12 protein-coding genes are annotated in these 14,747 nt (G+C 65.4%); 2 read left to right on the forward strand and 10 right to left on the reverse strand.

The features are described from left to right. Window positions 1–27 precede the first annotated feature (27 nt). Window positions 28–876, reverse strand: a complete 849-nt coding sequence (locus IT882_RS15855) for a 3-hydroxyacyl-CoA dehydrogenase family protein (protein WP_005054991.1) — start codon at window positions 874–876, stop codon at window positions 28–30. Further along, window positions 873–1,625 (reverse strand): enoyl-CoA hydratase/isomerase family protein, encoded by a 753-nt coding sequence (locus tag IT882_RS15860; protein WP_135950161.1) that lies wholly within the window; start codon window positions 1,623–1,625, stop codon window positions 873–875. The genes IT882_RS15855 and IT882_RS15860 overlap by 4 nt, the downstream gene beginning before the upstream one ends. A gap of 212 nt (window positions 1,626–1,837) precedes the next feature. Here IT882_RS15860 and IT882_RS15865 point away from each other — a divergent pair, with 212 nt between their 5' ends. Continuing rightward, window positions 1,838–3,208: an NAD-dependent succinate-semialdehyde dehydrogenase gene (locus tag IT882_RS15865; protein WP_135950162.1), complete on the forward strand. Its 1,371-nt coding sequence runs from the start codon at window positions 1,838–1,840 to the stop codon at window positions 3,206–3,208. An 81-nt stretch (window positions 3,209–3,289) separates the two neighbouring features. On the opposite strand, the gene IT882_RS15870 is transcribed toward IT882_RS15865, so the two are convergent. The 4 genes from IT882_RS15870 to IT882_RS15885 all read right to left on the reverse strand — a co-directional run bounded on the left by IT882_RS15870 (window position 3,290) and on the right by IT882_RS15885 (window position 8,075). Further along, window positions 3,290–5,005 carry a sigma-54-dependent Fis family transcriptional regulator gene (locus tag IT882_RS15870; RefSeq protein WP_135950163.1) on the reverse strand — a complete coding sequence of 572 codons (1,716 nt, stop codon included), beginning with the start codon at window positions 5,003–5,005 and terminating at the stop codon, window positions 3,290–3,292. Window positions 5,006–5,074: 69 nt separating this feature from the next. Beyond that, complete coding sequence (locus tag IT882_RS15875) at window positions 5,075–5,530, reverse strand: acyl-CoA thioesterase (RefSeq protein WP_229382189.1); 456 nt, start codon at window positions 5,528–5,530, stop codon at window positions 5,075–5,077. Between the two features lie 50 nt (window positions 5,531–5,580). Then, window positions 5,581–7,194, reverse strand: a complete 1,614-nt coding sequence (locus IT882_RS15880) for a flavin-containing monooxygenase (protein ID WP_195692615.1) — start codon at window positions 7,192–7,194, stop codon at window positions 5,581–5,583. Window positions 7,195–7,238: 44 nt separating this feature from the next. Next, a complete protein-coding gene (locus tag IT882_RS15885; RefSeq protein WP_229382190.1) occupies window positions 7,239–8,075 on the reverse strand; it encodes an alpha/beta hydrolase in 837 nt (278 codons plus the stop codon). 557 nt (window positions 8,076–8,632) lie between these two features. On the opposite strand from IT882_RS15885, the gene IT882_RS15890 reads away from it, so the two are divergent. Next, window positions 8,633–9,067, forward strand: a complete 435-nt coding sequence (locus IT882_RS15890; protein ID WP_101305219.1) for a hypothetical protein — start codon at window positions 8,633–8,635, stop codon at window positions 9,065–9,067. A gap of 305 nt (window positions 9,068–9,372) precedes the next feature. On the opposite strand, the gene IT882_RS15895 is transcribed toward IT882_RS15890, so the two are convergent. From IT882_RS15895 to IT882_RS15910, 4 genes are all read right to left on the reverse strand, one after another. Next, window positions 9,373–10,629, reverse strand: a complete 1,257-nt coding sequence (locus tag IT882_RS15895) for a hypothetical protein (RefSeq protein ID WP_005054973.1) — start codon at window positions 10,627–10,629, stop codon at window positions 9,373–9,375. Further along, window positions 10,592–11,788, reverse strand: a complete 1,197-nt coding sequence (locus IT882_RS15900) for a hypothetical protein (protein ID WP_165801300.1) — start codon at window positions 11,786–11,788, stop codon at window positions 10,592–10,594. The genes IT882_RS15895 and IT882_RS15900 overlap by 38 nt, the downstream gene beginning before the upstream one ends. Before the next feature lie 216 nt (window positions 11,789–12,004). Continuing rightward, window positions 12,005–12,604 (reverse strand): hypothetical protein, encoded by a 600-nt coding sequence (locus IT882_RS16800; RefSeq protein ID WP_229382191.1) that lies wholly within the window; start codon window positions 12,602–12,604, stop codon window positions 12,005–12,007. Between the two features lie 500 nt (window positions 12,605–13,104). Further along, a complete protein-coding gene (locus IT882_RS15910) occupies window positions 13,105–14,631 on the reverse strand; it encodes an AAA family ATPase (RefSeq protein WP_005054967.1) in 1,527 nt (508 codons plus the stop codon). Between the last annotated feature and the right edge of the window lie 116 nt (window positions 14,632–14,747).

The raw sequence follows: 14,747 nt of genomic DNA on the forward strand, positions 1-14,747 counted from the left end.
CGCGCCGGGCGTCCAGCCGGCCACGACTCACGCGTAGTCGAAGAAGCCGCGTCCCGTCTTGCGTCCCAGCTCCCCGGCCGCGACCTTGTCGCGGAGGATCTGCGGCGGGGCGAACCGCTCGCCGAGCGTCTCATAGAGGTATTCGGCGATCCCGAGACGCACGTCCAGCCCGACAAGATCGGAGGTGCGCAACGGACCTGTCGCGTGACGGTATCCCAGCACCATCGCCGTGTCGATGTCCTCAGCGCTGGCCACCCCCTCTTCGAGCATCCGCATCGCTTCCAGCGCGATTGCCGCGCCCAGGCGGGAGCTCGCGAAGCCGGGCGCGTCGTTGACGACGATCGGGGTCTTCCCCAGCGATGTCACCCACTGCTCCGCCCGTTGCCGCAGGTCCGGGTCGGTCGACGGCGTCAGCACGATCTCGACGAGTGACGAGGGCGGCACCGGATTGAAGAAGTGCAGTCCGCACACGCGCTCCGGCCTCGCCAGCTGCGCCGCGAGCCTTGTCACCGACAACGATGAGGTATTCGTGGCCAGCCACGCCGACTCCTCCACGATCCCCTCTGCTCTCTGCATCGCCTCGACCTTGAGTGCGAATGTCTCTGGGACAGCTTCGATCACGAGCTCGGCATTCCGCAGCGCCTCGTAGTCGGCGCTGGCCGCGACGCGGCCGGCGATTGCGTCGACGTCGACCGAGGCATCCCGCTCCGCGGCCTTGCGGATCCCATCGGCCAACCGCGCGGCGGCCGCGCCCGCCGCCGCCGGGTCACGTTCGATCACGGTGACCTGGGCGCCCGCCTGAGCGAACACTTGCGCGATACCGGCGCCCATGCGGCCGCCCCCGATCACGCCGACGGTGGAGGGAACAGTGATCATCGGGTCTCCTGAGAACGGTTGAGGAATCGGGTCATCAGCTGCGTCTTGGCGTCCGACTCGAACAGGATCGCCTGCGCGAGTTCGTCGACAAGGGGGTGGGCGTCCCGCGGCGCAGCGAGCACGCGCTTCGAGAGGCGGAGGGCGAGCGGATCCTGGCCAGCGATCCGATCGGCGACGGTATCCGCCGCGGCCGCTAACTGGTCGGGTTCATGCACCGAGGCCACCAACCCACACCGCAGCGCCTCCTCGGCGTCCAGCCGGCGCCCCGTGAACAGGATCTCCTTGGCCAGCGGCTCCCCCACCAGCTCGGCGAGCCGCCAGGTCGCCCCGGCCGCGGCCAGGATTCCGATCGCCGTCTCGGGGTTGCCGAACACGGCGCGGGTGGACGCGATCCGGATGTCGGCCGCGTACGCGAGTTCCGCACCGCCCCCGATCGCGAACCCGTCGACCGCGGCGATCACCGGCATAGGCAGCCGCGCGATACGGGTGAACAGCCCGGAGTTGATGCCGGCCAGCGCTTCGTCACGGCCGCGCTCGAGCAGCTGCCGGATGTCTGCGCCAGCCGCGAACACACCCCGTTCGGGCGTGGAGGTTCCGGTGAGAATCAGGATGCGGGGCTCTCGCTCCAGGCTCGTGCATACCGCGTGAAGTTCGTCGACCATGTCGTCGTTGATCGCGTTTCGCACGTCAGGACGGTTCAGTTCGACGTGAAGCCGGTCCGCGCCCTCGCGGAGTATCAGAGTGGTCACCGTCCCAGCCTCCCATCACCGATCAATGCGCGTCCAATACCCGATCCACGTACATCTGATGCGCCATCGTCATCAATCTCGGCCGGGATCGGTATTGGACGAACTCGGCCACGGCGCGACAGGCTGAGTGGGCAGTACCGCGCCAGACGACCGCCGATCTGGGCGGGCGTGGCCCGAGAGACGCACGACAGCAATGAAGCGAGGAGACCACGATGGGTGCATACCGGACCATCAACCCAGCCACCGGCCAGACGGTCGCCGAGTACCCCGTGATCGGCGATGCGGACGTGGCCGACATCGTCGCCCGCTCGCACACGGCCTACCGCAGGTACCGGGAGCTGCCGCTCGCCGAACGGACGGGGATCCTGGCACGCGCGGCGCAACTGCACCGGGACCGCATCGATGAACTGAGCGCGCTGCTGACCCTCGAGGTCGGCAAACCCGTCACGCAGGCCCGCGGGGAAGTCGAGCTGGTCGCCTCGATCTACCAGTACTACGCCGACCACGCCGAAGCGTTTCTCACCGACGAGACCCTCGACATCGTCGGCGGAGGGGAAGCGCTCGTCCGCACCGAGCCGATCGGGCCGCTGTTGGGGATCATGCCGTGGAACTACCCGTACTACCAGGTGGCCCGGTTTGTCGCCCCCAACCTCGCACTGGGCAACACGATCATCCTCAAACACGCCCGCAACTGCCCGCAGTCCGCCCTCGCCATCGAACGCGTGCTCCACGATGCCGGGCTTCCGGCCGACGCGTACATCAACGCGTTCGTAGACAGCCGCCAGATCGCCGGCATCATCGCCGACCCGCGCGTGCAAGGGGTGTCGCTGACCGGCTCCGAGAAGGCGGGCTCGGCTGTCGGCGAGGTGGCCGGCAGGCATATGAAGAAGGTCGTCCTCGAGCTGGGCGGCTCGGACCCGTTCATCGTCCTGGAGGATGCTGACGTCGACGCGGCCGTGGCAGCCGGCGTGCGCGGCCGCATCGCCAACGGCGGCCAGGCGTGCACGGCATCCAAGCGGTTCATCGTCGTGGATGCCGTCTACGACGAGTTCTCCCGGAAGTTCATCGACGCGATCACGAAGATCACCCCCGACGACCCCACGGACCCCGACACGTTCCTCGGCCCGCTGGCGTCCGCGGATGCCGGCAAGGAGCTCGAGGAGCTCGTCGAGGACGCGGTCGCCAAGGGCGCCACCCTGCACATCGCCCCCGGTGCACGCCGAGAGGGCGCCTTCTACCCGCCCAGCGTGCTCACCGGGGTCACCCCGCCGATGCGAGCCTACGAGGAGGAGCTGTTCGGACCGACCGCGGTCGTGTACCGGGTGCCCTCCCCGCAGGCCGCGGTCGCCCTGGCCAACGAATCGCCCTTCGGGCTGTCCAGCAGCGTCTTCACGCAGGACCCTCTGGCGGCCGCGCAGATCGCCCGCGAACTGGAGGTCGGGATGGTGTGGATCAACAGCACCAGCCGCAGCGCACCGGACCTCCCCTTCGGCGGCGTGAAGCGCTCCGGCATCGGACGCGAGCTCGCCCGGTACGGCATGGACGAGTTCGCGAACAAGAAGCTCATCCGAACCCCCGCCTGATATCCCCGCGTAACGCCTCCGCCGCGCCGAGTACGCAACTGCGAATCCAGGCCTCCCTGGTCGGCAGGCGGGGCGCTGTTTTCAGGAGATCAGGGTGTTCTGCCCGTCGAGACCGTACGCGCGCAGTTTCCGGTACAGCGTCGTGCGCCCGATACCGAGGATCTCCGCTGCACGCGAACGGTTTCCGTCCGCCTCCCGCAGCGCCGCATCGATCGCCCGGTACTCGGATGCGGCGATGCCGCGCAGCTGGCGGGCACGTGTGCGCATCTCGACGGGCAGAAGGTCGACGTCCAGGACGGTGCCGACGGGGCGGTACGCCACCATCGCGGCAATCAGAACCCGCAGCTCCGAGGCGCCACCAGGCCAGTCCCACCGGGAAAGCGCCTGCAGCAGAGCAGGGCTCAGTGTCACCGAGTGCTCCTGAGCGAGTCTCACGGCCAGGCCGATGACACGGTCTGGGTCATCGCGCAGCGCTGGGAGGTCGAGTCGCGGCCCCAGGCGGCCCAGGAAACTGAAGACGACGCCAGTCAGGTCGTCTGCGACACAGAACACCACCCGGGCGGACCGGACGGGATCTGCCGCGCCGGCCAATTGCTGCAGGACCGGGAAGTCAGCGTCGGTCAAAGACTCGACGCTGCGGACGACCACCGACGTGCCTGTGCTCAGCGCCTGCACCGCCGTGACCACGGCCCCCGGTTCCCGAAGCGCCGGGGCGTCGATGACGACCGGGTCGTGGCGGTCGCGTTCGCGCAGCCAGAGCTGGGCGAGAAGCGTCTTCCCGCTGTCGCGGGGACCGTGGATCGCGATGCACCCGCTGGTGCGACCGAGCACGTCGAGGTGCGCGGCAAGGCGGGAGAGTCGGGTGGGTTCCGGCGCTGCGGTCGGCTCGTCCTCGGGCAGTTCAACGAGGTAGATGCTCTCGCCTGCCCGATTCACGATGCGGCGGGCAGTGCTCGGCCGACCCGCGAGCAGGACGGATGCGACATCCCCCTGCCAATGGTGAGCCTGCAACTCGTCCCACAGCGTCACGTGCCGCTCGGCCGAGAGCATCGGCAACGCGCCCGTCGAGGCGAGCACGCCTCCTCGACCGATGGCCAGCACGCGGTGGCCGGCGGTGCCGCCCGCGAACCGGGCCAGCAGCGCCTGCAACTCCAGCGGTGCGGTGTTCAGGAGCGCGTCCTGGAGGTCACGAGCGGCCTGCTTCGCGATCGCGAGCATCGCGGGATGGGATGCCCCGACTGGAGAGGCGAGGGCGAGCGAGCCGATGACACGCTGCGAGAGGGGGTCGTGGATGGGGGCGCCGGCGCAGGCTAGGGTCTGCAGCCGGTCGTTGACGTGCTCGGCGCCGCGCACGAACACTGCGGATCTTTCCTCCATCGCCGTTCCGAGTCCGTTCGTGCCCAGCGCGGACTCCGAGAATTCGAATCCTTCGGCGGCGGACACCTTGTCGAGCCGTCTCGCGTGGCTCGGGTCGCCTACCTTTCGGGCGAGGATCCGTCCGGATCGGTCGCTGACCAGCAGCGCGACACGCATGTCAGCGAGTGATTCCGCCCATCGCGCCAGGACGGTCTCAGCGGTGTCCTGGAAGCGTCCCGCCAGTTCGGAGAACGGGTGGTAAGCAGGAGTCGCAGTCGGATCGCAGCCGCCACCGGTGGTGATCGAGCGACGCCAACTGCGCTCGATCACCGGGGGGACGTTCAGTGTTCGGGGAGTGAGACCGTGCGCGCCGACGCCAGCTTCGAGAAGGCGTTCACGAGCCTGCCGCACGCTCGCGGCGGAATAGGTGTCGATGGACATAGCTGGGACCTCGCGTCACTGCAAGTGGTCACACCCAGTATCCGCCTCCCTATTGGAACCCGCCAATACCTAATCCGCTGTGGATCTATCCTCTGTGCGCATGAGTCCATGGTGGTGGGGAAGCCGGTCGCGTTCGTAGGTGATGTCGGTGTAGCCGTGAGGAATGGGCTGGCCGTGGTCATCGAGGCCGACGAAGACGATCTTCTCGATCGTGAGAATGCGTTCACGAGTGATCATGTTGCGCACCTCGGCGCGCATCGTGAGGGAGGTGCGCCCGAACGCGGTGGCGCGCAGTCCCATCTCGATCAGATCGCCTTGTCGCGCGGAACTGACGAAGTCGATCTCGGAGATGTACTTGGTGACCGCCCGGGAGTTTCCGAGCTGGATGATGGCGTAGATCGCGGCCTCTTCATCGATCCAGCGCAGCAGGCTGCCGCCGAACAGGGTGCCGTGCGCGTTCAGGTCCTCGGGACGGACCCAGCGGCGTGACCGGAATGTGACGTCTGCTGACATGTTGTCGCTCATAGGACGACCGTAGGCCGGGAAGCACACTCCCGGCCTACGGTTACCGTCGATCAGGCCGGGATGGGCTGTCCGATGCTGAATCCTTCGAAGTCCTTCGCCTGGATCTCCGAGAGGAGGCCGCGGTAGGCGCCTAGGCCGCCGAGGTAGAACATCACGGCGTGCTTCTTGCCGGGGATGTTCGCCCCGAAGATCCACGAGTCGGTCTTGGGGAACAGCGTGTAGTTCGCGATCGTCGTGCAGGTCTCGGTCCATTCGTCCTCGACCTGCTGCGACACCTCGATGAGCCCGCCTCTCCGCTCCGCCTCGGTGACCAGGGTCGTGATGAACTCGACCTGCGCCTCGATGCTGGGCACCAGGTTGGTGAACGGCCCGTTGGGGCCGAGGATCATGAACATGTTCGGGAATCCGGCCGTCATGATGCCGAGGAAGCTGGTCGGGGCGTCGGCCCAGTGCTCGTCGACGCTCACCCCTCCGCGCCCGCGGATGTCGATGCGGCGGTAGTTGCCGTCGACCGCGTCGAACCCGGTAGCCAGCACGAGCACATCCAGCTCGTGCTCCACGCCGTCCGCGGTCTTCACCCCTCGTGGGGTGATCTCGACGATTGGGTTCTCCTTGATCGACACCAGCTTCACGTTGTCCTGGTTGTACACGTCGTAGTAGCCCTGGTTGCACAGCGGCCGCTTCGCATACGGCTGGGTCGGGGTGAGCAGTCGCGCCGTCTCCGGATCCTTGACCGTCTCAGCGATCTTGCGGCGGATGAACGCAGCGGCTGCCTCGTTCGACTCCGGGTTGATGGCGATGTCGTTGAACGTGCCGAACATGAAATAGAATCCGTTGCCTCGGTCCCATGCCGCCTGGAACACGCGCTCCCGCTCGGCCTCGTCGACATCGGTGGCCGCGACGGTGGACTCCTCGAACCCGAACGCGACGCCCGAGTTGCGGACCTGCTCCCAGATCTCCGGGAACCGGGACTTGTAGTTCTCCACCTCTCCCGGCTCGACCGGTCCGTTGCCGGAGGGGACGCTGTATTGCGCGGAACGCTGGAACACGGTCAGGTGCGACACCTGCTTGGCTGCGGCGACGATGAACTGGGTTCCGGTCGAGCCGGTGCCGATGACGCCCACCCGCTTGCCCTCGATCGACAGGTCGTCCGGCCACTCCGCGGTGTGCACGAGGCGGCCTTCGAACGAGTCGATCCCGGGGATGTCGGGGATGTTGGTTGCTGCGAGCAGTCCCAGCGCCGTCACCACGTATCGGGCCGTGAAGGATTCTCCGGCGGAGGTGCCGACCGTCCAGGTGTTGGTGGCTTCGTCGAAGACGATCGACGTGACTTCGGTGTTCAGCTGGAAGTCCTTGCGGAGGTCGTACCGGTCGACGACGGTCTCAAGGTAGCGGAGGATGTCGGGCTGGTCGATGTACTTTCGGGCCCAGTCCCACTCCTGCAGCAGTTCGTCATCGAACGAGTATCGGTAGAAGGGGCTCTCCGTGTCGGACATGGCGCCGGGGTACCGGTTCCAGTACCAGGTGCCTCCGATGCCGGCGCCCTTCTCGAACCCGCGGACGCGCAGGCCGAGCTTGTCGCGCAGTGTGTGCAGCTGGTAGATGCCGCCGAATCCGGCGCCGACGACGATCGCGTCGAGGTCCGTGGTCTGTGTGGATGTCATGGTGCAACTCCTTCGTTGAATGAGGTGGGTGGGGGTGCTGCAGGTCAGTGGCGAAGCCACTGGCCGATCGCCGCAAGCTCCGCGTCGACGTCCGCGTCGCGGCCAGCCAGGAACGGGTAGACGTGCTGCTGTCCTTCGGCGACATGCAGGGTGACGTCAACGCCGGCGCCCTTGGCGCGCTCTGCCACGCGGATGGCATTGTCGACCAACGACTCGACCGAACCGGCGTTGACGTACAGCGGGGGGAACCCGGTGAAATCCGCGTAGAGCGGGTTCGCGAGCGGCGCCGACGGGCTGGTGGTCTCCCCCAGCACGCCGGCGATCATGCCCTCCAGGAGCGGCACGGAGATCAGCGCGTCGGTCGCATCGTTGGTGACCAGCGTCGCGCCGCGGTTCTCCATGTCCAGCCACGGGGAGAACGCGATGACGTGCCCGGGCAGCGGCCGTCCCTTCGCCTTCAACGCCAACGGGATGGCGATGGCGAGATTGCCTCCCGCCGAGTCGCCGATGGTGGTGACGTCCTCGGGGTGGACCCCCCGCTCCAGCAGGGCCTCGAACGCCGCGACCCCGTCGTCTACCTGGGCGGGGTGCGGGTGCTCGGGCGCGCGACGGTAGTCCAGCACGAACGCTGTTACCCCGGCCGCCTTCGCGACGTGCGCGGCGAGCTTCCGGTGGCTGGCCGCAGAGCCGACGGCGAACCCGCCGCCGTGCGTGTAGAGGAGGACCTTGGAGCGATCGGCTCCGGCCGGGAACGCCCAGATGCCGGGCACGCCGCCGACCGTCTCCTCCTTGTAGGTGACATTTTCCGGTTCGATGGTCGGCTGGTGCCATTCATCGAAGATGCTGCGGAACAGCCGCATGTCCAGCTCGTGGGTGGCCATGAGCTCGGACCAGCCCAGATACAGATCACGCAGGGCGCTCGGGACGACTGCGGTCGCGGTGGATGACGAGGACATCGCATAACTCCTTCGTTGATGCTCGGCGCCTGCAGGAACGAGGCGACCACTCGGTGGATGAGCTCTACTCTCAGGGAGGATTCCGCCACAGCGCTGTGCCGATTTGGAACAGCTCACCCGGGTTGCCCGGTGACCACGACAGAGATCGGCTCCGGCGCACGGCATGATCAGGATCCAGCGCACGAACGAGACCGGATCGGGCACGGTGCCAGACGATCAGCGCCGCCACGACGAGAGTCGCGGCGGTCACCGCCATTGCTCCGACCCAGCCGCTCTGCGTGAAGACCGTCGCCAGGACGAGACCGACAGCCGGGATTCCATCTCCACGGAGAGCGACGGCAGCACACGCCGGACGGCGAAGATCTACTCACCGCCACCGTCTCCGCTTCCGACGACGACGACAGCTTCGGCTTCTACTCCCGGCCCACCAAGGCCCACATCATCGCCGCCGGCATCCGCCGCACCGCATGAACGAGCGCCTCATGAACAGCCGCACCAGCCTCACCATCTACCCCGCCCACGACGAGCAAACCCTGCTCCCGCCGACGCCGATCCTCGTCGACGAGCACTACTTCGTCCGCGCCGGGCTCGAGCAACTCCCCGCCCGCCTCATCGGGTTCAGCCCCGCCGGCGCGCTCGCCATCACGGCGTGGGTTCACGACGTGTTCCGTGCCCCGGAGCTCGCACGCGACCTGTACCCGACTTTCATCATCGCCGGTCGCGTCCAGGCATATCCGATCCCCGCCGCCAGGGTCACCGTGCGCGAGCCCGCCGGCGTCGTCCAGGTCGTGATCACCGACCCTCGCGGCAAGAGATACCGGCCATACCTCGGCGAGGACCGCGACATTGCCGACCGCATCGCCGCGGCCTGGGGCTCCCACCGCGGATACTCCGCCACCGTCCAACCGATCACCTGACAATCACGAACGGAGACACCATGCGCTGCTTGATGTGCGAAGAGCCCACCACGATGTACATCCCCTCGGACGACGTCGACGGCATCGGGCTGCATAGCTGCGGTGTCTGCGGGTTCGAGATCGAAGGCCCCCGCGACGAACCCGCGCATGTCGCCGACCATCGGAAGCTCACTGCAACGACGACCTCGACGACGTGTAGGTTCCCGTTGGAAATGGCCGAGGATGCCGGGAATCCCCGGTAGTTGGCAGTGGCCGAAGGCTCAGGATTCCGTGGGGAATGGCGAATCCCTACAGCCCCACGCCAGTCAGTCCTCGGCAACGCTGTCAGCGGCGTCGAGGCCGGGCAGTGTGAGAGCAGTCGCTTCGATCTCTTGCTGGGGTGCAGGCTCGGGCGGCGCCTGCGCCGGCTTACCGAACCCTGCGATTAGAAGCTCGCTGATGTCGTCCTTCAGAGAGCCAAAGCTTCGCAGGAACGCTGCAATGAGGCTCACGCTTGATCTTGCCGCCGGATCATTGAGTCGAAGCTGAGCCCCCGCAGCTTCTGAGATGTCTCGCCCACGAGCTAGCCGCTCGTGAACGACGAGATCAAACTGTCGAGGCAAGTCTCGGAGCGCGGGCTGACGGCCTAGCCGGATTGCGAGTTCTGCAGCAGAGTCAGCCCACTCCGGCGGTGAGGGCTCAAACGCGCCCATGGCCTCAGTCCGCACCTCGGGCGAGGCCTTCGCCGCCGCGAGCAGTCCACTGATGAACTTGTCGAAGTCGCGCGACAACTGGCGCATGCGCTGAGCGGGCACAACTCCGTCTGCGAGGCGTTCGCGAAGAAAACTTGTGAATGCACTCGGATCCATCGGGCGGACAAATCCCACGATCGTTACGAGGTTGAGTACCCAGATACTGAGGGTCTCTGAAATGAGCCACCGTACCGCGAGCTGTTCGTCATCCTTGACGCCGGGCGTCCAGCGCTGGCAAAGCGTCTCAAGTAGACCCAGGCTCTGCTTCAGTGCAGCGAACGGATCTAGAAACCACACGGTGGAAGTGAGGAACTTGAACGCAGGTCCGAGCGTGGGATCGTCCTTGCTGACTACTTTGACTGTGCGCCGCAGAAGCAGGGCGTTGGGTCCGTGGGCCCCAAGATCTGTGAGTTTCGAGAGATTAAGTGCGGCCTCTCGCGCCTGGAGGTCGTTGATCGATTCGACGCTGACGCGGGAATGGCGGCCCAGCTCCCGGGTTCTGGGCGTCACGCTCGAGGCAACAGTCAGTTCCGCTCGCTCTGCGCCTACCAACTCTTGCAGTCCGCGTAGCCACACAATACGGTCGAGTGGTTTCGGCGCGCTCTTCCCCGTCCCGCTCTTGGACTCGCCAATGGTCCGGTGACTCTCGAGCCCGGGACCAAGCCCGATGGCGAGTAGATCCAGGTCGGTGACTTGGATGAGTTCCGCGCCGTAGTAGCTGATGAGGTCGATGCCTACCCGAGTGAAGTACCCCTCCCAGAACCACACTTGGCCTACGCGGCATTCGAGTCGATCACCGGGGGTTAGCGGGTCGGTCTTGACGGGTGGCACGTTGCAGTTCCTTTCTCAGCTCGAGGATCGCTGATCTCGCGATCTCGTCAGCGGCTCCGAGGTCGCCCGCGCCCGCACGTGTTTGCTCTGGGTTGGTGAACTCGCCTGGAGCTCGGAGGAGGTTCACCGTCGGGTCCGTCGTTCCTGCGGACGTTGATGAGTTCTGAAGCCACGCGAGCCCGCCTTCGACGATCTCCTCCTTCACAAGTTCGAGGTATGCCCGGCCGTGGTCCGTTTCACGGACGCGAACGATGCCGTGCGCCTCAAGCAGGTGGTAGTCGGTGCTGATGTTGCTCGCAGGCCCAACGCTCCCGCGGTTTAGGAGCGCCCGCACGAGGACCACAGGATCGTGTATTCGACCGCCGCTACGTTCCGCTCGTTCATGCCCGAAGAGCATGTGGGCGACAAAAAGCTTGCGCTGATTCAGCGCCTCGGTGGTTGTGAGCCGGTCGTCCTCCGACTCGAGAGTAGGTGAAAAGACATATGTCTGCGCTCCGGATCCTCCCGTCGACTTGACGGTGGCGGCCTGGACGAGTCCGACCTTCTGTGCTGCGCCGAACACGCCGGGGGTCGGTTGCGCGAGGAGTGGAAGTGCGAGGCCGGGGTGTTGCGCTGCCTGTTCACATATGCCGAGAAGCGCGTCGCGCTCGCCCGGGGGAAGGCCACGGAGGAACGACGCGATCTCAATCTGTCCTGACTCCCACACGTAAGGGCTATAAATTACGTCCTCGGCGAGATCGACGGAGTTGACGCGCTTTGTAAGGCCTGTCGCCAGTGCAAGGTTCAGACCGGTTTCGCTGACTTGGTCGTTGAATCCTCGTCGGTGGAGTTGGTCGAGATGTTGGGTGGTCGTCAACGGGGCGAACGATGCGACTTCGATCGAGTGCAGCGTTACGATCTCATCGATGGTCGGGTTGAGCTGCTGTAGAACGCGGTAGGACTGTTCGATGAGGTTCCCGGTTACGCCCAGAAACTCCTGCACCTCGATTACAACGCCTTGTGTGTCCAGCGCGAAGTCTGCAACATTGGCAGCCTTCAGCGCCGGCAGCACGGTCGAGTGAAGTGATTGCCTTCCAATTCCTGCCTGGACGGCGAAAGACTCGAGGGCGGATGCACTCAAGGGGTCGGAGAATCCATGGATGCGGGCGACGAAGTCCATCGCTTCGCCTGCGTGAAGTAGTGACTCGAGTCTGGGTCTCAGAGCCGGGTCGATTGTGCGCGAGGCTTGATGAACCCGCGTCACAGCGCGCCCGAGTCGCCGGTCGGACCTGTTGACGTCCAGATCGGCAGTGGTGCTCTCCGCCATTCGAATCTCCTCACCCGCTACCGAGATGAGCCTACTGATCGGGCGTACGCTCCTCGCAGTGCGCTCGTCTCAATTTGTGGGGAATCGCATTTCGAGCACTCGCTGCCATTTGACGACGTCGGCGGCGTCCTCGGGCCGAAGACTGCGCATGTGTGCCAGACGATTCCGAATCGGCATGATCTGCGCGCTGAACTGTCGCCAGTGAGCGGCGCTCAACCCCAAGTCGCCGATCTGGGAACGGTCCTTTAGTTGGAGCAACTCCCCGAGTGAGAGCCATTCGAGAGGGTCGCGCAATTGCTTGACCGACGTGGCGCCCATGTATGCCGATTCGCTCGCTCGCTCGAGCACTTTTTCCGGAAGGTCGCCGTTCAGGCACTGCGTGCGCCAGTTCTCCGCCCATGCGGCGATTGCGCGCCGACGCACTTCGCGTCGGATGATCCGCTCGATCTTCCAGAGTCCCGAACTCACCTCGGCAAGCTGCTGCTGAGGATCGAGGGCATCCGCGAGAACCTCGTCGAGCGCCTTCTTGAGCGGTCCGAGATGCTTCGGAAAATTCCATGTCCGAGTCGCACCGTCGGGCGCTGTAAGGCTGGAACCATCCAGCGCCTCAAGCTCCCTCGCGTTGAGCAGGCCCAGCGCGCTCTGGCCAATCAGCAGGCTCTCGTACACGACACGATCGAGAGACGCAGCCAGGTCCATACCGAGTTCTGTCAGCGCCCGGCACAGTACGTCGGCCGGGGAGGCGCCGTCTTCAACGCACGTTGGCCACTCGTGAGCGCCTGTGCTCTTGACGACCGGAGCATGCGCCAGGCTGGCGTCGTCAAGGAGCGAACTCCCGACCACTGGAGGGAAAGCAATCCGAGGCGCCCGGGAGAGGAGGATGACCCTGCCGCCGGCCTCGACGTCGCTGAAGACGCGCTCGCGTAGCGCACCCATCTGAGTGGCCTCACTCTGCATCGTGAGCGACTCCATCCCGTCGATCACGACTGTTCCGGTGGTAAGTGGGCCATCTGGCTGCAAGTAGTCCCGGACGCGCGTCACGTTCACCTGCGAAGCCCCCAGAGCGCGGCGGGCTGGCTCGTTGCTCGAGCCCAGCTGCAGGAACACGACGCGGAGTTGCTCCGCTTTTCGGTGAACGCCCAGTATCCAGTCGGAGTAGTCGGTCGCGCTCATACGAGCTCCAGGATCACGCTGACTTCGAACTCGCCGTCCTGTTCGTGAATCAGACCCAGGTCCTTCAGTCGACGAACTGCGACGTGCTCGCTGGATGCGAGTTCCTTGAAGTCGGCTGCACTGTCCATCAGCACGTCCAGCATGACGGCCTCGTTCGCGTAGTAGCGCTTGACGTGTTGGACCATCTCCTCAATGTTGCCTTGGACGCGACTCTTCCAATCATCAAGTTCTGTGAGCACGGAAGCGCGAGTCATCGTACGTTGGAAGACGTCGGTCGGAAGGTGCTGCACGACGGCTGAGCTCAGATTTCGATACAGATAGGCGTGACCACCGGACGCCTCGTGGAGTGCCTCGAGCGCACCAGGTTCGATCTGGATGCCCATCTTGCCGCCGACGGTGCTCGCGAGATCGTCCGCCTCTTCTCGCTCCAGCGGCTTCACGTACACGGCCTTCGCCCAAGAGAAGAGGGGATTCGGTCGACCATACAGTCGTCCACCTTCAACGATGGCGCTTGTAAGGCCGGACAGCACGAAGGTGAAGTTCTCAGACTCCTGCACGATGCTCCTGAGGGCCGATAGCAGCTGCGCAATGCGTGGCATGTCGCCTTCAGCGATATCGATGCGATCCGCTGGGGTCAAGTACTCGATCTCGTCCAGGAGGAGCAGGATCCTATGCCCGTCTTTGTGGAGATGCTTGAGTATCGCCTGGAGAGCGTTCTTCAGGTCGAGGATGCTCGGGCGTTCCTGCAGCTGCGAAAGCTCTTGGGTGCGCAGCTTGTGAGCTTTGAGTTCAGCAATCAGTCGTCGACGCAGATCGCTGACGATGTCGTCGGTGGGGTCTTCCGGCGGAGAGGGGAAGGCCTCCAGGTCCATGAGGACGGTCACCACTTTGTCCTCTTGCAACTCCTCCTTAAGCTGCATGAGGATGCTCGTCTTGCCCGACTTCCGCAGTCCGAAGACGCCTGTGACTCGCTGGTTGAACACGTCGTCACGCATCGACTGCAGCAGTGTCCTGCGGCCGAAGAAGCTCGCGCCATACACGGGAGTCGTCATGTAGAAGAGGTCTCGGGCATAGATGTAGTCGCGAAGAAGGGTAATTAGCGAGAGTTCGTCTTCGTCGTCAATCAAGAGCGGGATCGCTAGTTTCGCGGGGCGCGACCAGTCGTTCAGTTTGATCTGTAGACGCCGATCGGGCGACCACATGAAGAAGATGTCCGGAGTGATGGAACGATCGGCGCCACCGAGCTCGCGGGCCGCAGCCTGGAAGGTCCGGCCCTGGAGATCCTCATGCGGACTGTAGAAGATCATCACCTCGCGGGTAAACCCAAACCCGGCCTCGATCGCTCCACTGAATCGCACATGGACGATCGCGCAGTCCCTGAAGCCATCCTGACGGCAGAACCCCGCGTAGACCACCTGGGAGCCAAGACTTCGCAGAGCGTCGATGTGGTCACGCAGGACCGGGTACTTGTATCGAACGCGCTCGACGTTTGCCAGCAGGTCTGGGTGCTGGGGCGCCGCCACAGCGCCCGATCGCCAGCCGAACTGTCGAGTGGATGGTGCGGTCGGATCGAATCCCGGCCGATCGACATGCGGGTCTACGTGCTCACGTCGCATCGGCGATGGCCGAGGCGAACCGG

This window comes from Microbacterium schleiferi, from assembly GCF_015565955.1.
GTDB classification, from domain to species: domain Bacteria; phylum Actinomycetota; class Actinomycetes; order Actinomycetales; family Microbacteriaceae; genus Microbacterium; species Microbacterium schleiferi_A.